The 18,178-nt window shown below is 56.7% G+C and carries 18 protein-coding genes; 7 read left to right on the top strand and 11 right to left on the bottom strand.

What is annotated here, in order from left to right:
- Nucleotides 1–61 precede the first annotated feature (61 nt).
- From M2406_RS21360 to M2406_RS21340, 5 genes are read right to left on the bottom strand one after another with little or no spacing between them, the layout of a single operon-like run.
- Nucleotides 62–1,183, bottom strand: coding sequence for a Gfo/Idh/MocA family protein (locus tag M2406_RS21360; RefSeq protein ID WP_259191317.1), 1,122 nt, complete (start codon nt 1,181–1,183; stop codon nt 62–64).
- Complete coding sequence (locus M2406_RS21355; protein ID WP_259191316.1) at nt 1,180–2,244, bottom strand: sugar phosphate isomerase/epimerase; 1,065 nt, start codon at nt 2,242–2,244, stop codon at nt 1,180–1,182. Before M2406_RS21355 ends, M2406_RS21360 begins: the two co-directional genes overlap by 4 nt.
- Complete coding sequence (locus tag M2406_RS21350; protein WP_259191315.1) at nt 2,241–3,320, bottom strand: Gfo/Idh/MocA family protein; 1,080 nt, start codon at nt 3,318–3,320, stop codon at nt 2,241–2,243. Before M2406_RS21350 ends, M2406_RS21355 begins: the two co-directional genes overlap by 4 nt.
- Nucleotides 3,313–4,572 (bottom strand): MFS transporter, encoded by a 1,260-nt coding sequence (locus tag M2406_RS21345; protein ID WP_115183622.1) that lies wholly within the window; start codon nt 4,570–4,572, stop codon nt 3,313–3,315. Before M2406_RS21345 ends, M2406_RS21350 begins: the two co-directional genes overlap by 8 nt.
- Before the next feature lie 31 nt (nt 4,573–4,603).
- A complete protein-coding gene (locus M2406_RS21340) occupies nt 4,604–5,521 on the bottom strand; it encodes a GNAT family N-acetyltransferase (RefSeq protein ID WP_126501841.1) in 918 nt (305 codons plus the stop codon).
- A 243-nt stretch (nt 5,522–5,764) separates the two neighbouring features.
- Here M2406_RS21340 and M2406_RS21335 point away from each other — a divergent pair, with 243 nt between their 5' ends.
- Nucleotides 5,765–6,745, top strand: a complete 981-nt coding sequence (locus M2406_RS21335; protein WP_012147251.1) for a LacI family DNA-binding transcriptional regulator — start codon at nt 5,765–5,767, stop codon at nt 6,743–6,745.
- On the opposite strand, the gene M2406_RS21330 is transcribed toward M2406_RS21335, so the two are convergent.
- Together M2406_RS21330 and M2406_RS21325 are read right to left on the bottom strand one after the other, a co-directional pair.
- Nucleotides 6,746–7,528: a PhzF family phenazine biosynthesis protein gene (locus M2406_RS21330; protein ID WP_259191312.1), complete on the bottom strand. Its 783-nt coding sequence runs from the start codon at nt 7,526–7,528 to the stop codon at nt 6,746–6,748.
- 10 nt (nt 7,529–7,538) lie between these two features.
- On the bottom strand, nt 7,539–8,141 hold the full coding sequence (locus tag M2406_RS21325) for a LysE family translocator (RefSeq protein WP_012147253.1): 603 nt from the start codon (nt 8,139–8,141) through the stop codon (nt 7,539–7,541).
- Between the two features lie 118 nt (nt 8,142–8,259).
- Between M2406_RS21325 and M2406_RS21320 the strand changes: the two genes are divergently transcribed.
- From M2406_RS21320 to M2406_RS21310, 3 genes are all read left to right on the top strand, one after another.
- Nucleotides 8,260–9,240, top strand: a complete 981-nt coding sequence (locus M2406_RS21320) for a hydrolase (protein WP_012147254.1) — start codon at nt 8,260–8,262, stop codon at nt 9,238–9,240.
- Complete coding sequence (locus tag M2406_RS21315) at nt 9,237–9,470, top strand: YheU family protein (RefSeq protein ID WP_012147255.1); 234 nt, start codon at nt 9,237–9,239, stop codon at nt 9,468–9,470. Before M2406_RS21320 ends, M2406_RS21315 begins: the two co-directional genes overlap by 4 nt.
- Before the next feature lie 151 nt (nt 9,471–9,621).
- The gene (locus tag M2406_RS21310) at nt 9,622–10,491 is read left to right on the top strand and encodes a phosphoribulokinase (RefSeq protein ID WP_012147256.1); all 870 of its coding nucleotides are present in this window, start codon (nt 9,622–9,624) and stop codon (nt 10,489–10,491) included.
- Nucleotides 10,492–10,530: 39 nt separating this feature from the next.
- Here M2406_RS21310 and M2406_RS21305 read toward each other — a convergent pair whose 3' ends face one another.
- Complete coding sequence (locus M2406_RS21305) at nt 10,531–10,938, bottom strand: OsmC family protein (protein WP_012147257.1); 408 nt, start codon at nt 10,936–10,938, stop codon at nt 10,531–10,533.
- A 379-nt stretch (nt 10,939–11,317) separates the two neighbouring features.
- Here M2406_RS21305 and crp point away from each other — a divergent pair, with 379 nt between their 5' ends.
- Both crp and M2406_RS21295 read left to right on the top strand, forming a co-directional pair.
- On the top strand, nt 11,318–11,950 hold the full coding sequence (crp, locus tag M2406_RS21300) for a cAMP-activated global transcriptional regulator CRP (protein WP_004718520.1): 633 nt from the start codon (nt 11,318–11,320) through the stop codon (nt 11,948–11,950).
- Nucleotides 11,951–12,004: 54 nt separating this feature from the next.
- Complete coding sequence (locus M2406_RS21295) at nt 12,005–14,080, top strand: YccS/YhfK family putative transporter (RefSeq protein WP_115183619.1); 2,076 nt, start codon at nt 12,005–12,007, stop codon at nt 14,078–14,080.
- A gap of 37 nt (nt 14,081–14,117) precedes the next feature.
- Here M2406_RS21295 and M2406_RS21290 read toward each other — a convergent pair whose 3' ends face one another.
- From M2406_RS21290 to M2406_RS21280, 3 genes are all read right to left on the bottom strand, one after another.
- Entirely contained in the window at nt 14,118–15,335 is a 1,218-nt protein-coding gene (locus M2406_RS21290; RefSeq protein ID WP_115183618.1) for an aspartate aminotransferase family protein, read from the bottom strand.
- A 131-nt stretch (nt 15,336–15,466) separates the two neighbouring features.
- A complete protein-coding gene (locus M2406_RS21285; protein WP_259191310.1) occupies nt 15,467–16,042 on the bottom strand; it encodes an aminodeoxychorismate synthase component II in 576 nt (191 codons plus the stop codon).
- Between the two features lie 98 nt (nt 16,043–16,140).
- The gene (locus tag M2406_RS21280; RefSeq protein ID WP_259191309.1) at nt 16,141–17,667 is read right to left on the bottom strand and encodes a DUF853 domain-containing protein; all 1,527 of its coding nucleotides are present in this window, start codon (nt 17,665–17,667) and stop codon (nt 16,141–16,143) included.
- A 230-nt stretch (nt 17,668–17,897) separates the two neighbouring features.
- On the opposite strand from M2406_RS21280, the gene M2406_RS21275 reads away from it, so the two are divergent.
- Complete coding sequence (locus M2406_RS21275; protein WP_012147262.1) at nt 17,898–18,167, top strand: hypothetical protein; 270 nt, start codon at nt 17,898–17,900, stop codon at nt 18,165–18,167.
- Nucleotides 18,168–18,178 lie beyond the last annotated feature (11 nt).

Raw genomic sequence — 18,178 nt, 5'->3', positions numbered from 1 at the left:
TGAGCGGTGACGAGCTATAAAAGAATAAAAAAAACTGCGTTATTACTTATGGGAATATAAATTAATTCAGGTCGATCCATTGCCCGCCGGCAGCACTGCTACGTTGGGCTGCATCGATAAATGCCATGCCCTGCACCCCGGTCTCAATCCCCGGTAACAGGGGAGCCGCCTGCGGCCCATTCCGCAATCGTGCCGCCGCCTCGCGGTAAATCTGACCAAATCCTTCCAGATAGCCTTCAGGATGCCCTGCCGGTACCCGTGCCAGTGAACGGTTCTCCACATACTGGAATGAAGAGGCGCGGGTTATGCAATAGGCTGGCGCATCCCGGGGCCGCATCCGCAACTGATTCGGTTGTTCCTGACAAAATTCCAGGCTGCCGTCGCTACCATAGACTCTCAACCGCAGGCCGTTCTCATGGCCACAAGCCACCTGACTGGCCCACAGTCGGCCTCTGGCACCGTTGGCGTAGCGCATCTGCACCCGCACATCGTCGTCTATCTGGCGCCCAGCAATAAACGCAGTGAGTTCGGCGCTGATCGCCTGCGGCAACAGGCCGCTGACAAAGTGCGCCAACTGCCAGGCATGGGTACCCACATCACCAATACAGCCGGCCCCGGCCTTTTCTGGCTGGGAACGCCAGCCAGCCTGCTTGTTGTCGGTCAGTTCCAGCGGCTGCGCCAGCCATTCTTGCAAATACTCCACCTCGATAAAGCGGATCGCCCCCAATTCACCGGCTAATACCCGACTACGCGCCTCGCGCACCAACGGATAGGCACTGTAGTTATGGGTCAATATCAGCTGCTTTCCGCTACGCTGCACCGTCTCGGCCAACTGCAACGCCTCGGCATAGCTGTTGCACAGAGGCTTGTCGCAGATGACGTCGATGCCGGCGTTAAGAAACGCGGTCGCCACCGGCGCATGCAGATAATTGGGGGTGACGATAGCCACCACATCGATGCCGTTTTCGCGCGCCGCCTCTGCCTGCGCCATCTGCTTAAAATCGTGATAGCAGCGCTGTGGGTCGAGGTGTAGCCGTTCGCCGGTGCGGCGACAGTTTTCCCAATCAGCAGAGAAAGCCCCGGCTACCAGCTCAAACTCATCGTCCATCCGCGCCGCCAGACGATGCACTGCGCCGATAAAGGCCCCTTCGCCACCGCCGACCATCCCCAAGCGTAATCTCATGGTTGCTCTCCCATACCCAACATCTGTCTGACCTGTTTGCGTTCACCGCTGACGGCGGCAAAATCATCAAACGCCCTCTCAGCGACCGGAATAATATGGCGGGCGATAAACTCAGCCCCTTCCCGCGCACCGGCCTCCGGCGATTTCAGACAGCACTCCCACTCCAGCGTGGCCCAGCCGGGAAAATCGTACTGCGCCAGCTTGCTGAAAATTGCCGGGAAGTCGATCTGCCCATCGCCGAGTGAACGAAAGCGTCCGGGTCTTTCCAGCCACGGCTGATAACCGCCGTACACGCCGCTGCGAGCATTGGGCCGATATTCAGCATCCTTGACGTGAAACGCCCGAATGCGCGGGTGATAAACATCAATAAAGCCAAGATAGTCCATCTGCTGCAAATGCAGATGGCTGGGGTCATACAGGATATGGCAACGCGGGTGATTGCCAACCTGCCGTAGAAAGCGCTCAAAGGTCACACCGTCATGCAGATCCTCCCCTGGGTGAAGTTCATAGCAGAGGTCAACACCGACGTCGTCAAAAGCATCGAGGATCGGCCGCCAACGCTGTGCCAGTTGCCCGAAGGCTTCCTCCAGCAACAGCGCATTGTGCGGTGGCCAGGGGTAAAAATAGGGCCAGGCCAGCGCGCCAGAAAAAGTCACGTGTGCGGCTAATCCCAACCTCTGCGATGCCTGCGCTGCCATCAGCAATTGCTCCGTTGCCCATGCTTGCCGGGCCTGAGAATTGCCGCGTACCTGAACCGGAGCAAAGCCGTCAAAAGCCGGATCGTAAGCCGGATGCACCGCCACCAGTTGCCCCTGCAAATGGGTGGATAACTCGGAGATCGTCAGGCCGTGCCCCGCCAGCAACGCGCGCACCTCGTCACAATACTCCTGACTGTGGGACGCCCGCTTGAGATCAAAAATAGCAGGGGACGTGGTCGGGATCTGCAGGCTTTTAAACCCCAGCCCGGCGGCCCAAGCGGCCAACCCGTCCAGCGAATCAAACGGCGCCTGCGGGCCGATAAACTGGGCCAGAAACAGCCCCGGCCCCTGAATGGTTTTCATGCTGATGACCTCCCTAACATTACTGTTTGCCGGCTGCGCACCGCTTCGTCCGCCGCCAGTACCACCCACAGGCTGTTCAGGGCATCCTGCCAATGCCGGTCGAGATCCAACCCGTCCTGGATCGCCTGAAGAAAATAGCGCTGCTCGCTCAGGCACAGCGCCAAATGGTCCGGTTCGTCCTGACAGTCAATCCAGCGGTCCGACTGGAGAAACTGATTAGTGCTATCCAACGCCGCGCTGTGGATACGCAACGAGTCGGTACGGGTGTGGCCGTCGACGTTATCTGAATCCGCATCCGCCTGCCGCGCGACGATCGAGACTGAGCCACGCGGTCCAATCACGTCTTTGACGAAGTAGGCGGTTTCGCTGATCATCGGCCCCCAGCCGGCTTCGTACCAGCCAACGGAGCCATCGGCAAAACGCACCTGTAACTGGCCATAGTTGTACATTTCCGGCGGCAGCTCCTCACTCAGTCGTGCTCCGATGGCGCTGACGCTGACCGGCTCCGACTGGGTCATCTGGCACATCACGTCAAGGTAATGCACGCCACAGTCGACAATCGGCGACAGCGACTGCATCAAATTGCGGTGCACATCCCACATCGCACCGTGACTCTGTTGATTGAGGTTCATGCGCATCACCAGCGGTTTGCCCAGGTCACGGGCCAATTCGACAAATTGTTGCCATGACGGATGGTGACGCAGAATATAGCCGACCACCAGTTGCCGCCCGGCGGCCCGCGCGGCGGCAATCACTCGCTCCGCACCGACCAAGGTAGTGGCGAGCGGTTTTTCAATGAACAGATGGCAACCGGCAGCCAGCGCCGCCAACGCGTAGGCTTCATGGGTATCTGGCCAGGTGGTCAGGCAAACCGCATCCGGACGCGTCACCGTCAGCGCCTGGGCGAAATCACTGAACACCGGGTAACCGCCCCCCAACCGGGTATTGAGCCGATGCCGCGAATCACCGCGCGCCACCAAGCCGCAAATCTCGACGCCGTCCATATCGTGATAGGCTTCAGCATGTGAAGCCCCCATATTGCCGCAGCCCACCACCAGCACACGCAAATCAGTCATCGCGTTGCTCCCCCTGCGGGATTTCCCGGTAATTGAAGGTGAAGAAGAACAGTGCCGCGATCGCCAGCGCACCGATGGCCGGATACCACCAGAAACTCTGCCACTGTGGCAGCGCTGCCGCCCCTTCCGCCGTCACCAAACGATTGAACAGTGCACCGCTGATTTGCGAACCGATCAACATGCCCAGACCATAGGTGAACAACACCAGCAGACTCTGGGCCTGGCCCTTGACCTTGTCACCGGCCACCTTGTCGGTGTAGATAAAACCGATCACGAAAAAGAAGTCGTAGCACATACCGTGCAGAATGATGCCGAGGTAAATCATCCAGCGCAGTTCTTCGGTAATCCCCAGCGCAAACATCACGTAGCGCAGGAACCACGCCAACATGCCAATCAACAGCATCACCTTGATGCCCAGCCGTACAAACAGAAACGGGATCAGCAGCATAAAGAACAGTTCGGACATCTGCCCCAGCGACATCACCCCGCCGACATTGCTGAAACCGGTCGCCGCGATGAAAGGCGCGGCATAGGCATAGTAGGCCGCCAGCGGGATAGAGATCAGCGTCGCGCAGATGATAAACACCAGGAAGTGCCGCTGCTTGAGCATGGCGAAAGCATCGGCACACAGCAGGTCACGCATTTTTATCGGTTTGCCGCGTTCCGGTGCCGGGGTGTGTGGCAAGGTGAAGCTGTAAATGGCCAACACCAACGAGGCCACCGCCGCCAGTGTGAAAATACCGGTACTGTCTGACAATCCGCTGGCACCGACGATCAGCCCAGCGACAATCCAGCCAAAGGTGCCGAACGCCCGCACCACAGGAAAGGCTTTTTCGCTGTTGCTCAGGCTATAAAACGCCACGTTGTTGCTGAGAGCGATAGTCGGCATATAACACAACATATAACCGAAAATGATCCACAACAGGCCGCTCTGTCCACTGCTGAAGAAGCCGGGCATCAGCCACAACAACCCGGCACCGATCAGATGCAGCACCCCCAGCACCTTCTGCGATGCGAAGAAGCGATCGACCAGCATGCCCAGCACAAACGGTGACAGAATCGAAGCGATCGGCCCGGTCGAGTAAGCATCGCCGATGATCGCCGCCAGGCCGAACTTACCCATCACTACGCCGAGCGTGACGTACCACGCCCCCCAAACAAAGAACTGCAGAAACATCATCAGTGCCAACCGCGGCACCACCCATTTGAATGTGACGCTTTTGGTCCCCAGGACCGCGCTGTCAGTTTGCATAATTCCCCCATTGGTCTTGTTGTGGTGTTGTCTAACCGCTTTCCGGCAGGAAGGACGGCATAACCACACCGCCGGGTTGTAGCGCACGGCCTTTCACCTGCGCCAAATGCAATTCACAAATCCGCCCGCCCCACTGCAACAGCACCTGGCTGAGGGCGGAACGTTGCGCCGGTACCAGCACCACAGGCGTGGTACCGCGATGGTGGCGATCCAGCATCCAACCGATCAACTCCAGGGCAATCTCTTCGCTGTGGCTACAGCCCGGCCCCAACAGGCGGGAAGCCGGATGCGCCACCGAAGCCAGATAACCGCCCATGCTGCCGTCAAGTTCCCACACGGCAGTGCGCCATAGCCCGCTGGCGTCATTGAGGAAGTAGTCAATATCGCGCCGACGTTCGATGCCCAACAGCATTCGTTCCAACTGCAGGATGCCGGGCAGATCATCTGGCTGGGCGGCGCGCACTCTGCCGCGCGTCAGACTGGGGAAGGAAAATCCCTCTACCGGCACCGGGATCGCCATATCCTGATAAATCGCATAGGGCATGAAGCCGGCACGGTGGTACAACGCGTAGGAGTCCAGATTTAACGCGCTGGAAATCAGGCGTATAGGTAGCGATCCCGCCAGTTCGTCGGCTTTCGCCATCAGCTGCACGGCGATACCACGACCAAAGTAGTCGGGATGTACATTCATGATGCCCAGCCCGAGATGAGTTTCACGCGGGTGAAAGAAGCAGGAACCGCACAGCACGCCCTGTTCATCGTGCGCAACCCAGTGCTGTCCGGGATCCAGATGGCGATAGACGTCAACAAACAGCCCGCAGCTGGTCGGTGCTGCGGAAAAGATGGCGCCCATGCCGTGGCGTTGATACCAGGCATTGGTCGACAGATGAATCAGTTGTGCGACCGCCTGGCGATCACTGTTTTCCGCTACTCTCAGTTGCACCTGCATCCGCCCCCTCTTTTCAGATTATGGGTTCAGCGAAATAACGTGAAATCGCAAAATGTAATCGATTTCATTTTCACCATGAGCAAAATGTAATCGATTTCTTTTTTTCGGCAACCTGATTAATCTGTTGAAAGGGGCTGATAAGATGAATTTGTAACCCACATCACAATCCTGAGGCCAGGCGCAGACTTTTTGCCGCGCTTGGGCATATTGTGCGGGGCAATTGGGCAGAAGGAACAGCAAACCATGTCGATCGAAAAGGTGGCGAAACTCGCCGGCGTCTCTGCCGCGACGGTCTCACGGGTATTGAACGGCCAGCAAATCGTCAAACCGGCCACTCGCGACAAGGTACTGGCGGCGATCCGCGCATGCGACTACCAACCCAACCTGCTGGCACGTCAGCTACGCACTTCGCGTAGCCGTATGCTGCTGGTACTGGTTTCCAGTATCACCAATCCTTTTTGTTCCCTGGTAGTACGCGGTATCGAAGAAGAAGCCGAACGCCACGGCTACCACATTTTGCTGTGCAACTCCGAATCCAATCCAACCCGGGAGTCCGCCTATCTCAGCCTGCTGAGCGGTAAAGTGGTCGACGGCGTGATTACCATGGACGCCGTCAGTTGCCTGCCCGGCCTGACCGCAATGATTGGCGATTTTCCCTGGGTACAATGCGGCGAAGGCGATCCCGAGTTCCGTGCCTCTTCAGTCACCATCGACAACCATCAGGCGGCGAGGGCCGGCGTGCGTTATTTAGCTGCACGGGGCCGACGACGTATTGCCCTGATCAACAGCGACATGCGCTATCTCTACTCGCAGCAGCGAGAGCAAGGTTATCGACAGGCGCTGGCCGAAGCCGGATTCGACTATTGTCAGGTGGAATACGTCGAGGGGTTGGAATATGCCGCCGGTGCGTTGGCCATGGCTCGCCTGCTGGATGCCGGGCCGCGACCGGATGCGGTATTCACCATCTCCGACGTGATCGCCGGTGGGGCGATGAGCACCCTGCACCAACAGGGATTGCGCATTCCCGAAGATGTCGCGGTAATGGGCTTTGACGGCGTGCCATTCGGGGCCGTCACCACGCCACCGCTGACCACCGTCGAACAACCGATGCACCAGTTCGGCGTGCGCAGCGTGCAGTTGCTGCTGGAAAAAATCAAAAATCCGCAACAACCACCGCGCAATGAAGTACTTGAGTGGCGGCTGGTTGAGCGTGGCTCAGCCTGATTACAAGCTCAATTCCCCACGCAAAAACGTGTGCGCATAGCCGCCAATCAAGGTGCGATCGCCCTTCAGCTCACAGAACAACTCGCCGCCGCGCGCCGAAATCTGCCGGGCGTGCAGCTGATGGCGACCAAGACGTGCGCTCCAGTAGGGCATCAGCGTGCAGTGTGCGGAGCCGGTCACCGGATCTTCGCCGCCGTCGAGGGTAAAATAACGCGAGACAAAATCCGCCGTCTCACCCGGAGCACTGACAATCACGGCCCGGCCAACCAGGGCAATCAGTGCCGGGATATCCGGCTGTAATGCCCTGACCTGCGCTTCGTTTTCCAATACCACCAACAGCGCATTGGCCTGCCACACTTCCTGCGGATTAGCCCCCAGCAGCGCCGCCAACCCTTCAGGCTCCACAACCTTCAGCGGCGGCCGGGACGGGAAATCCAGGACCAGGCGTTCGCCATCTTCGGCGTCGCGTTTAACGTACAAGTCGCCGCTCGCCGAGCGGAAACGAATATCCTGCAGCGCCGGGTTCACCACGCTGAACATCACGTGTGCCGCCGCCAGCGTGCCATGACCGCACAAATCGACCTCTCGCTGGGGAGTAAACCAACGGATGGCCGACATATCGCCATCGTCCCAGACAAAGCTGGTTTCCGGCAGGCTCAGTTCATTGGCGATAGCCTGCATCTCCGCAGCCGACAACGGCTGCTTCAACAGGCAGACGCCGGCCGGATTGCCCCGAAACCCTTTACCGGTGAAGGCCGCAATATGGAAGTAATTTTCTGCCATTCGCAATTCCTTAATGCCAGATGAGTAACACACAGGCCGCGGTGAGCAACCCCATAGAAACGTTAAAAATGATCCAGGCCTTTTTGCTCCGCAGCAGTCGGCCAATCACCGTGCCAAATCCCAACCAAATCACGCCGGCAATGATGTTCACCACGAATATGCCCAGTGAGATCGCCAGAATCGAGGCGTTGTATTGAGCACCCGCCAGGCTGAAGCTGGCCACCGCCCCCAGCGCCATCAGCCAGGCTTTGGGATTAAGGAACTGTAGCAGCCAACCCTGGTAGAGCCGTATCGGTTTGGGCGGTGCCACGTCGGTTTCCAGCTTTTCATAAGCGGCGGTAGCCACTTTCCATGCCAGCCACAGCAGATACAGGCTACCGAGAATTTTCAGCACCAGATGCAGCGCCGGATAAACCAGAATCAGGCTGCCGACGCCGAACGCCACCAGCAGCAAAATGCTTTGCATGCCGAGCATGATGCCAATCATCAGCAACAGTGAACGCATAAAGCCAAAGTTGGCACCGGAAGTGGTCAGTAACATATTGTTGGGGCCAGGTGTGATCGCGGCCACCCACAGAAAACCTAACATCGAAAGAAATAAACTCGCATCCATCAGGCGGGCGCTCCTCACCCAGGTCATTTTTTGCAGTATTATTGTTAACTCAGGCTAGTGAAGCTAACAGCGCACTAATCATCCCACAATAGTTGCCAATAAGAATTTTACTCAGGTTATGCATGAATCCTTTCGCCCTTTGACCGGGGCCAGTAATCCACACCTGCAAACGCTGCTGCCACGGCTGGTGCGTCGCCGCGTGCAGTTGAAACCCCACTGGCAACGGCTGGAACTGCCCGACGGCGACTTTGTCGATCTCGCCTGGAGCGAAGATCCGGCTCAGGCCAGCGGCAAGCCGCGAGTGGTGCTGTTCCACGGCCTGGAAGGCAACTTCTACAGCCCCTATGCCCATGGCCAACTCAATGCCTGGCGTGAAAAGGGCTGGCTCGGGGTGGTAATGCATTTTCGCGGTTGCAGCGGTGTGCCGAACCGCAAGCAGCGTATCTACCATTCCGGTGAAACGGAAGATGCACGCTTCTTCCTCCAGTGGCTGCGTGCTACCTACGGAGAAGCCCCCACCGCTGCCGTTGGCGTTTCGCTCGGCGGCAACATGCTGGCCTGTTATCTGGCACAACAGGGCGCCGACAGCCTGCTGCAGGCGGCGGTGGTGGTTTCTGCACCACTGATGCTGGAGCCCTGTTCGTGGCGGATGGACCAAGGCTTCTCGCGGGTCTATCAGCACTACCTGCTCGGGCAGTTGAAACAAAACGCCACCCGCAAACTGCTGCACTATCCTGATACGCTGCCGCTCAAACTGCCGCAGCTCAAGGCATTGCGTCGGATCCGCGACTTTGATGATGCCATTACCTCGCGCATCCATGGCTTTAGCGACGCCACCGATTATTACCGCCGTTGCAGCGCCCTGCCGTTGTTACCGTCGATCCAAACGCCGCTGTTGATCATCCATGCCAAGGACGATCCTTTTATGACCGACGAAGTGATCCCCGAAACCGCCACGCTGCCGCACAATATTGAATATCAATTGACCGAGTTTGGCGGTCACGTCGGTTTTGTCGGCGGCACATTGAAAAAACCCCATATGTGGCTGGAATACCGTATTCCATCCTGGCTTGCCCCTTACCTGGAAACAACCAAGTGATCATCCCCTGGAAAGAACTGGAAACCGAGACCCTCAATAGCCTGATCGAGTCCTTTGTGCTGCGCGAAGGTACCGACTACGGCGAGCATGAACGTTCGCTGGAACAGAAAGTGGAAGACGTGCGCCGCCAGCTGAAAAACGGCGAGGTGCTGCTGGTGTGGTCCGAACTGCATGAGACCATCAACATCATGCCGCGCGGGCAGTTCCGCGCCGGACAAGAAGAAATTTAGTGCTTATCGGTTCTATGACTGACGGAAAAAATCAGGTAACAATGAGGGATTGCAAACCAACGCGCAGTATTTTGCCCTAGGCGAAAGGGTGTCAAACAGACCAATAATGATATCTGACACCGGCGCATTAAACACGGAGTGACCCATCACCATGTCCGCCAAACATCCCGTTATCGCAGTGACCGGCTCCAGCGGCGCCGGCACCACCACCACCAGCGTGGCGTTCCGTAAAATCTTTCAGCAGTTGAACATCCGCGCCGCGGAGCTGGAAGGCGACAGTTTCCATCGCTATACCCGGCCGGAAATGGACGCGGCGATCCGCAAAGCGCGCGATCTTGGCCGTCATATCAGCTATTTCGGCCCCGAGGCCAACGACTTTGGTCTGCTGCAACAAAGCTTTAGCGAATACGGCACCAACGGCACCGGCCGTTCACGCAAGTATCTGCACACCTACGATGAAGCGGTGCCCTATAACCAGGTACCAGGTACCTTTACCCCGTGGGAAGCCTTACCGGCACCGACCGACGTGCTGTTTTATGAAGGGCTGCACGGCGGCGTAGTGACCGAGCACAACGACGTGGCCAAGCATGTCGATTTGCTGGTCGGCGTGGTGCCTATCGTTAACCTGGAATGGATCCAAAAGTTAATCCGCGATACCGGCGAGCGCGGCCACTCTCGTGAAGCGGTGATGGATTCGGTGGTACGTTCGATGGAAGACTACATCAACTACATCACGCCGCAGTTTTCCCGCACCCATATCAACTTCCAGCGGGTGCCGACGGTAGATACCTCCAACCCATTCGCCGCCAAGGCGATCCCCTCGCTGGACGAGAGCTTTGTGGTGATCCACTTCCGTGGCCTGGACCAGATCGATTTCCCTTATCTGCTGGCGATGCTGCAGGGATCTTTTATCTCGCATATCAATACGCTGGTGGTGCCGGGCGGCAAAATGGGGCTGGCGATGGAGTTGATTATGGCGCCGCTGGTGCAGCAACTGCTGGAAGGCAAAAAAATCGAATAGCTTACCGGAGCGCGGCAACAAGCCGCGCTCCTTTATCCGTCAGGACACTGCGCGGATCTCAAAGCTGTGGGTCACGCTGGCGGCCTTGCTCAGCATCAATGACACCGAACAGTATTTCTCGGCGGAAAGATTCACCGCGCGCTCAACAATTTTGTCACTTAAATCTTTACCGGTGACGATGAAATGCAGGTTGATATGGGTAAACAGTCGTGGTGCCTCCTCACGCCGCTCGGAGGTTAATTTCACCTCGCAGTCGCGCACATCGTTACGTCCTTTTTGCAGGATCGACACCACATCTATCGCGCTGCAACCTCCCACCGACATCAGTACCATTTCCATTGGGCTGGGGGCTTTATCCCCGGCGTTGCCGTCCATCAGCACCTGATGGCCAGACGCGGATTCACCCAGAAACGTCAACCCTTCCACCCACTTAACTCTTGCCTGCATACTGGTCACTCCGGTTAATTTCTTAAAATCAGACTACGCTTTCGCATAGAAACTGGCAACGGAACCTGATGCTAATCATGCTGAAGCGAGACAACACAAGACACCCGCCTCACTCTGTGCTACAAACAGAGCCGCAATAAATCTTTCCGGGACACTGATTTCAGGGAAACTCCCAGGGAAAGGCTCCTTTACCGGTATGTTAACAGAATGTAGCTTGCAGCTCTCCCGGCAAGTTAATATGCTAGGGCGACAGCGTATATTTATGACACGCCTCAAAACCTGCTGCCAGCCACCATTAAAAGAACGGCGACAGCACGTTTTACAGGGAACTCTGACCCCTGTGACACAAGGCAGCGATAACAACAGAGGATAACAGCGAATGGTTCTCGGCAAACCGCAAACAGACCCTACTCTCGAATGGTTCCTGTCTCATTGCCATATCCACAAATATCCATCCAAAAGTACGCTGATTCACCAAGGTGAAAAGGCCGAAACGCTTTACTACATCGTCAAAGGCTCCGTCGCGGTGCTGATTAAGGATGAAGAAGGTAAAGAGATGATCCTGTCCTACCTTAACCAGGGGGATTTCATCGGCGAGCTTGGATTATTTGAAGAAGGTCAGGAGCGTAGCGCCTGGGTTAGGGCGAAAACCGCCTGTGAAGTGGCTGAAATTTCCTATAAGAAATTCCGCCAGTTGATTCAGGTTAACCCGGACATCCTGATGCGCCTGTCAGCTCAGATGGCAAACCGTCTGCAGATCACATCTGAGAAAGTGGGTAACCTTGCTTTCCTGGACGTTACGGGCCGCATCGCGCAAACCCTGCTGAACCTGGCGAAACAGCCTGATGCCATGACCCACCCGGATGGTATGCAGATTAAAATTACCCGCCAGGAAATTGGCCAGATCGTCGGTTGCTCACGTGAAACCGTGGGTCGTATTCTGAAAATGCTGGAAGATCAAAACCTGATCTCCGCCCACGGCAAAACTATTGTCGTTTACGGCACGCGTTAATTACTGAAAAAACGGCGCGATGATTCGCGCCGTTTTTTTATGCCCCGAGTCATCATGTGGCGCCGACTGATCTACCACCCGGAAGTTAATTACGCACTGCGGCAAACGCTGGTGCTTTGCCTGCCGGTACTGCTTGGCCTGCTGATCGGCCAACTGCAATACGGCCTGTTATTTTCCCTGGTTCCCGCCTGCTGTAACATCGCCGGGCTGGACACGCCTCACAAACGTTTTTTCAAACGCCTGATCGTCGGCGGTTCACTGTTCGCACTCAGCAGTTTGTTACTGCAGCAAGCCCTGTTATGGCAGTTGCCGCTGCCGATACTGATGCTCGGCCTGGCGCTGCTGCTCGGCGTCAGCGGTGAAATCAGCCCGTTACACGCCCGTCTGCTGCCCGCTGCGCTGGTTGCCGCCATCTTCTCCCTCAGCATGGCCGGTTCAGTACCGCTTTGGCATGCGCCGCTGTTATATGTGGTCGGCACCGCCTGGTACGGGCTGTTCACCTGGTTCTGGTTCAAACTGTGGAAAGAGCAGCCGATGCGCGAGTCGCTCAATCAGCTCTATCTGGAGTTGGCGGACTACTTCGAAGCCAAATACTCACTGCTGACCCAGCATACCGATCCACAGACCGCGTTACCGCCGTTGTTGGTTCGTCAGCAAAAGGTGATGGACCTGATCACCCTGCTGTATCAACAGCTAAACTTTCTGCCGCACGCCAGTAACCTCGAACAAAAACGTCTGCAACGAACCTTTCAGGTCGCGCTGGATTTGCAGGAACACATCACCGTCAGCCTGCACCTGCCGGAAGAGGTACAAAAACTGGTAGAACAGAGCCAGGCCGAAGCGATTATCCGCCGCAACGCACAGGTGATTGCCGGCCGGCTACGCACGGTGGCGCACGATATTCTCTACCACCAGCATTCGCAGCGCTTCAATATGGGCAATGAACTGGCAGCATTGGAAAAAGTGGCGGCACAGCACCCGGATAATCCGGTGGGTCAGTTCTGCTACTACCACTTCAGTCGCATCGCCCGTCTGCTACGTACCCAGCATCCACTCTACCGGCGTGACCTGATGGCCAATCAAAACCGCCTGCCGTTTTGGCCGGCGCTGGTCAGTTATCTGTCGTTCAAATCCAATGCCCTGCGTAATGCGGCACGATTAGGCGTCACGCTGGCGGCAGGCAGCAGCCTGGGGATGATTTTCAACCTGCCGAAACCCTACTGGATCCTGCTCACTATCATGCTGGTAAGCCAGAATGGCTACAACGCCACCCGGGTGCGCATCCAGCACCGTGCGCTCGGAACCCTGGCCGGGCTGGTGATCGCCGCCGGTCTGCTGCAATTACAACTGCCCGAGGCCGAAACCCTGAGCGTGATGCTGGTGATTACGCTGCTGGCCTATATGGTGTCACGTAAAAATTACGGATTGGCGGTGATTGGTTTTACGGTGACGGCGGTCTATACCCTGCAATTACTGGCGCTGAACGGCACGAATTTCCTGGTGCCGCGTCTGATCGACACCCTGATTGGCTGCGTGCTGGTGTTCGGCAGTACCATTTGGCTGTGGCCTCAGTGGCAAAGCGGGCTGCTGCGCAAGAATGCCCATCAGGCGCTGGAGAACGATCAGCAGGCGTTACGTTTGTTGCTGGAAGAGCAAGAGCCGGATCCCACTGCACTGGCCTACGCACGCATGCAGGTCAATCAGGCGCACAACGCGTTATTCACCTCACTGAATCAGGCGATGCAGGAACCGGGGTTTGAATCGAACTATCTGGCGGATATGCGCCTGTGGGTGACGCACAGCCAGTTTATTGTCGAGCATCTGAATGCGATGACTATTCTGGCGCGCGAGCACTATATGCTGACGCCAAAACTGGCGGAGGAGTATCTGCAATCTTGCGAGATCGCGCTGCAGAGCTGTCAGCAACGGCTGGAGTACGACGGGCCGAGCAGTGGCAACAGCATTATGCAGCCGCCGGATTTGCACCCAGATATGCCGGTGACCGAAATGGAGCGCCACCTGCGGCGTATTCTTTCACACCTGAGCGTGATGCATACCATCTCGTCATTGGCCTGGAGCCAACGCCCACACCACGGCATCTGGCTGAAACGCAAACTGCGCGATCAATAAGGGCGCCGTCTGGCACCCTTGTCATCAATGCAACGCATTACGCGTTAATCACGTCCTGCACCGCCAACTCAAACAGCGCCATCCCTTCGTCGATGTCCTGGGTCTCCACCACCAGCGAAGGCGCAAAGCGGATTACGTTTGGCCCGGCATTGAGGATCATCAGCCCACGTGCGGCGGCTGCGGTCAGAAAATCGCGCGCCTTACCCTGGTATTGCGGCGTTAATTCAGCACCAATCAGCAGGCCCATGCCGCGAATATCGCTGAAAATACCGTACTTATCGCCAATTTTCTTTAATGCCTGCACGTATAGCCCATGACGCAACTCAATGCCGCTCAGCACTTCCGGCGTATTGATCACGTCCAACGCCGCTTCCGCCACCGCACAGGCCAGCGGGTTGCCGCCGTAAGTGGTGCCGTGGGTACCGACCTGCATCACCGAGGCAATCTCTTCGGTGGTCAGCATGGCGCTGACCGGGAAACCGCCGCCAAGCGCTTTGGCCGTGGTGAGAATGTCCGGCGTTACGCCATAGTGCATATAGGCAAACAGTTTGCCGCTGCGCCCCATGCCGCTTTGCACTTCGTCGAATACCAGCAGTGCCTGGTGTTTGTCGCACAGTTCACGCACGCCCTTGAGGAATTCGGCATTAACCGGAGTAATGCCCCCTTCGCCCTGGATTGGCTCCATCACCACCGCACAGGTATGGTCGTCCATCACTGCTTTCACCGCCGCCAAATCGTTGAACGGCACGTGCACAATGTCGGCCGGTTTTGGCCCAAAACCATCCGAATACTTGGCCTGCCCACCCACCGAGACGGTGAACAGCGTGCGCCCATGGAAAGCGTTATAAAACGCGATAATTTTGGTTTTATACGGACTGTGGCGGGTAATGGCGTAATGACGCGCCAGTTTGAAGGCCGCTTCGTTAGCCTCTGCGCCGGAGTTGGCAAAAAATACCCGGTCGGCAAAGGTGGCGTTGATCAACTTGGTGGCCAGCCGCAGCGCCGGCTCGTTAGTAAAAACGTTGCTGGTATGCCACAGGGTTTCGCCCTGCTGTTTCAGCGCTTCGACCAGAGCCGGGTGACAGTGCCCTAACGCCGTCACCGCAATGCCGCCAGAGAAATCAATGTACTCTTTCCCTTGGCTGTCCCACACGCGGCTGCCTTTGCCCCTGACCGGAACAAACTGCGCGGGTGCATAAACAGGCAGGATAACCTGATCAAAGGTACTGCGGCTTACTGCGGTTTTTTCGGTCATTATGTGGTCCACCCTGAATATGACTCAGTCTTTTGGTTGCAATTGAGTGAAAATATAATCACAAAATATGCATAAAAAACCAATAAAGGGCAAACGCAAATCGTCTTCGCGGTTAAAAAAAACCTAACCGACTAACTTTTAAGGAAATTATCCAACAGCTGGTGCCCCTGCTCGCTAAGGATGCTCTCCGGGTGGAACTGCACCCCTTCCAGCGCCAGTTGGCGGTGGCGGATCCCCATAATCTCATCGCGTACGCCCTCGCGCTCGCTCCAGGCCGTCACTTCAAAACAGTCCGGCAAAGTAGCGGCTTCAAGCACCAGCGAGTGGTAGCGGGTCACGGTCAGCGGGTTGTTCAGTCCGTGAAAAACACCACTGTCGAGATGGCGGATCGCCGAGGTCTTGCCGTGCATCACCTCGCGGGCACGCACGACCTTGGCACCAAAAGCCTGCCCCAGTGCCTGGTGCCCCAGGCAAACACCGAGGATCGGCAGCCTGCCGGCAAAATGCCTAATGGCCGCCAGCGAGATACCGGCCTCGTTCGGGGTGCAAGGGCCAGGAGAGATCACCAAATGCTGCGGGGCCAGCCTTTCGATATCAGCCAGTTGCAGTTCGTCGTTACGCTTCACCAGCACTTCGGCGCCTAATTGGCAGAAGTACTGGTAAAGGTTATAGGTAAAAGAATCGTAGTTATCGATTAGCAGCAGCATAGGGGTTCCAACGGACAGCAGGGTAAGGGGCTCGCCCCGATTGATACCGGTGCATTATACAACGCCCCTGCAATGCTGCCGCCAGCGATAATTTCAGCTTACTTTTTACGGCCGCCCATAATCGAGCCCAGCACCCCACGCAGGATCTGGCGACCAAGGTCACGCGCCATGCTCTTGGCGGCGGTCTGGACGATGCCATCACGCTTACCACCGCGCGGGCCGGTAGAGCCGAACAGGATATCGTTCAGACCGCCCATCAGGCCACCGCCCGGCTGCTGCTGTGCCTGCGGTTGCTGTGTCGGCTGGCCCGGTTGCGGTGTGCCGACGGTAGCAAAACCTTCCGACGACAACTTCTCATAAGCGGACTCGCGGTCAACCATATCCTCGTAGCGACCATACAGTGGCGACTTGTTGATCGCACTGTTCAGCCCTTCGGCCCCCAACATGCCCATCTTGGATTCCGGTGCGATCACCATCGCTCGCTCCACCACATTTGGCCGCCCTTTCTCATCCAGGAACGACACCAGCGCCTCGCCGACGCCCAGTTCGGTGATCGCCGTTTCGGCGTCGAAGGCCGAATTGGCTCGCATGGTTTGTGCCGCAGCCTTCACTGCCTTCTGATCGCGAGGGGTAAAGGCACGCAACGCATGCTGTACGCGGTTGCCTAGCTGGCCCAGCACGCTGTCCGGGATATCCAGCGGGTTCTGGGTCACGAAGTAGATGCCGACGCCTTTGGAGCGGATCAGGCGTACCACCTGTTCAATTTTGGTCAGCAGTGCCGCAGGCGCATCGTTGAACAGCAGGTGTGCTTCATCAAAGAAGAACACCAGCTTCGGCTGTTCCGGGTCGCCCACCTCCGGCAGGTGTTCGAACAGTTCGGCCAGCAGCCACAGCAGGAATACTGAATACAGTTTCGGTTGGTTAATCAGTTTGTCCGCCGCCAGCAGGTTAATCACTCCGTGACCGTTGGCGTCGGTTTTCATCAGGTCATTGATATCGAGCATCGGCTCGCCGAAGAACTGGTTGGCCCCCTGCTCTTCCAGTGTTAACAGCCCGCGCTGGATAGCGCCCACCGAAGCCGAAGAAATATTGCCGTATTGGGTCTGGAACTGTTTGGCGTTGTCACCCACGTACTGCACCATGGCGCGCAGATCTTTCATGTCCAACAGTAGCAACGCGTTATCGTCGGCAATTTTGAACACCAACTGCAGCACGCCACTTTGTACTTCGTTCAGATCCAGCAAACGGCCCAGCAGCAGCGGACCCAAATCAGACACGGTAGCGCGGATCGGGTGCCCCTTCTCACCGTAGATGTCCCACGGAATAATAGTGCAGGCCTGCGGCTGCCAGTCAGTGACGCCAATGGCCGTCAGGCGCGCCTGCAGTTTTTCGGAAGGCACGGCTTCGGTGCCAATCCCCGACAGGTCGCCCTTCACGTCGGACAAAAATACCGGAATGCCGATACGCGAGAATTGCTCAGCCATTTTTTGCAGCGTCACGGTTTTACCGGTCCCGGTCGCGCCGGTGATCAGACCATGGCGGTTGGCCAACGCGGGCAAGATAACCAGATCCTGTTCGGGTTTCCCGTCTTTCATCGCTTTGGCAATAATCCGTGCTTCACTCATTTTCTTTTCCTTGGACGCTGACGTGGCGCGAAAAGCGCCAGTGGATGTCAATAAAGCTATAAGCGTGGCGTAACCCCGTCAAGGACAAACAAAAACGTAGCTACCAACCTGCTCGCGGGAGAATGAATTTAGGATTCCGCTTAACACAGGGTTAGCCGATTATGGTCGACTTGAACAATAAAACAGCAGTGATATAGTAAGCAAGACGCTGTATATACGAGGTACATATCATGTCTGAATCTACCGTTGTGATCCGAGTGGATGATGAATTAAAAATGGCTTTCGCCAGCGCGGCAAAAGCAGCAGATCGTACTGCATCTCAACTGTTACGGGATTTCATGCGGGATTTTGTTAGTCGCCAATCTCAACAAAAAGAATACGAACAATGGCTACAAGAAAAAGTGGAATTAAGCCGGAAAGCGCTTCATGAAGGGAAAATCGTTGATGATGAAGATGTTGAAGCTTACTTCGCCGAACGCAGGGAAAAATCAATGCGGTAATACGATAAGGA

The organism is Serratia sp. BIGb0163 (assembly GCF_024809935.1).
GTDB classification, from domain to species: domain Bacteria; phylum Pseudomonadota; class Gammaproteobacteria; order Enterobacterales; family Enterobacteriaceae; genus Serratia; species Serratia quinivorans.
Note: the sequence above shows the minus strand (reverse complement) of the source record. Positions and strands in the feature narration are given on the sequence as shown.

Bases quoted from the DNA above. Each gene is read 5' to 3' on its own strand.
- M2406_RS21330 (WP_259191312.1), bottom strand. From the start codon at position 7,528: ATGGCAGAAAATTACTTCCATATTGCGGCCTTCACCGGTAAAGGGTTT.
- M2406_RS21340 (WP_126501841.1), bottom strand. From the start codon at position 5,521: ATGCAGGTGCAACTGAGAGTAGCGGAAAACAGTGATCGCCAGGCGGTC.
- M2406_RS21350 (WP_259191315.1), bottom strand. From the start codon at position 3,320: ATGACTGATTTGCGTGTGCTGGTGGTGGGCTGCGGCAATATGGGGGCT.
- M2406_RS21320 (WP_012147254.1), top strand. From the start codon at position 8,260: ATGCATGAATCCTTTCGCCCTTTGACCGGGGCCAGTAATCCACACCTG.
- M2406_RS21345 (WP_115183622.1), bottom strand. From the start codon at position 4,572: ATGCAAACTGACAGCGCGGTCCTGGGGACCAAAAGCGTCACATTCAAA.
- M2406_RS21285 (WP_259191310.1), bottom strand. From the start codon at position 16,042: ATGCTGCTGCTAATCGATAACTACGATTCTTTTACCTATAACCTTTAC.
- M2406_RS21335 (WP_012147251.1), top strand. From the start codon at position 5,765: ATGTCGATCGAAAAGGTGGCGAAACTCGCCGGCGTCTCTGCCGCGACG.
- M2406_RS21280 (WP_259191309.1), bottom strand. From the start codon at position 17,667: ATGAGTGAAGCACGGATTATTGCCAAAGCGATGAAAGACGGGAAACCC.
- M2406_RS21325 (WP_012147253.1), bottom strand. From the start codon at position 8,141: ATGGATGCGAGTTTATTTCTTTCGATGTTAGGTTTTCTGTGGGTGGCC.
- M2406_RS21290 (WP_115183618.1), bottom strand. From the start codon at position 15,335: ATGACCGAAAAAACCGCAGTAAGCCGCAGTACCTTTGATCAGGTTATC.
- M2406_RS21295 (WP_115183619.1), top strand. From the start codon at position 12,005: ATGTGGCGCCGACTGATCTACCACCCGGAAGTTAATTACGCACTGCGG.
- M2406_RS21310 (WP_012147256.1), top strand. From the start codon at position 9,622: ATGTCCGCCAAACATCCCGTTATCGCAGTGACCGGCTCCAGCGGCGCC.
- M2406_RS21355 (WP_259191316.1), bottom strand. From the start codon at position 2,244: ATGAAAACCATTCAGGGGCCGGGGCTGTTTCTGGCCCAGTTTATCGGC.
- M2406_RS21360 (WP_259191317.1), bottom strand. From the start codon at position 1,183: ATGAGATTACGCTTGGGGATGGTCGGCGGTGGCGAAGGGGCCTTTATC.
- M2406_RS21305 (WP_012147257.1), bottom strand. From the start codon at position 10,938: ATGCAGGCAAGAGTTAAGTGGGTGGAAGGGTTGACGTTTCTGGGTGAA.
- M2406_RS21275 (WP_012147262.1), top strand. From the start codon at position 17,898: ATGTCTGAATCTACCGTTGTGATCCGAGTGGATGATGAATTAAAAATG.
- crp (WP_004718520.1), top strand. From the start codon at position 11,318: ATGGTTCTCGGCAAACCGCAAACAGACCCTACTCTCGAATGGTTCCTG.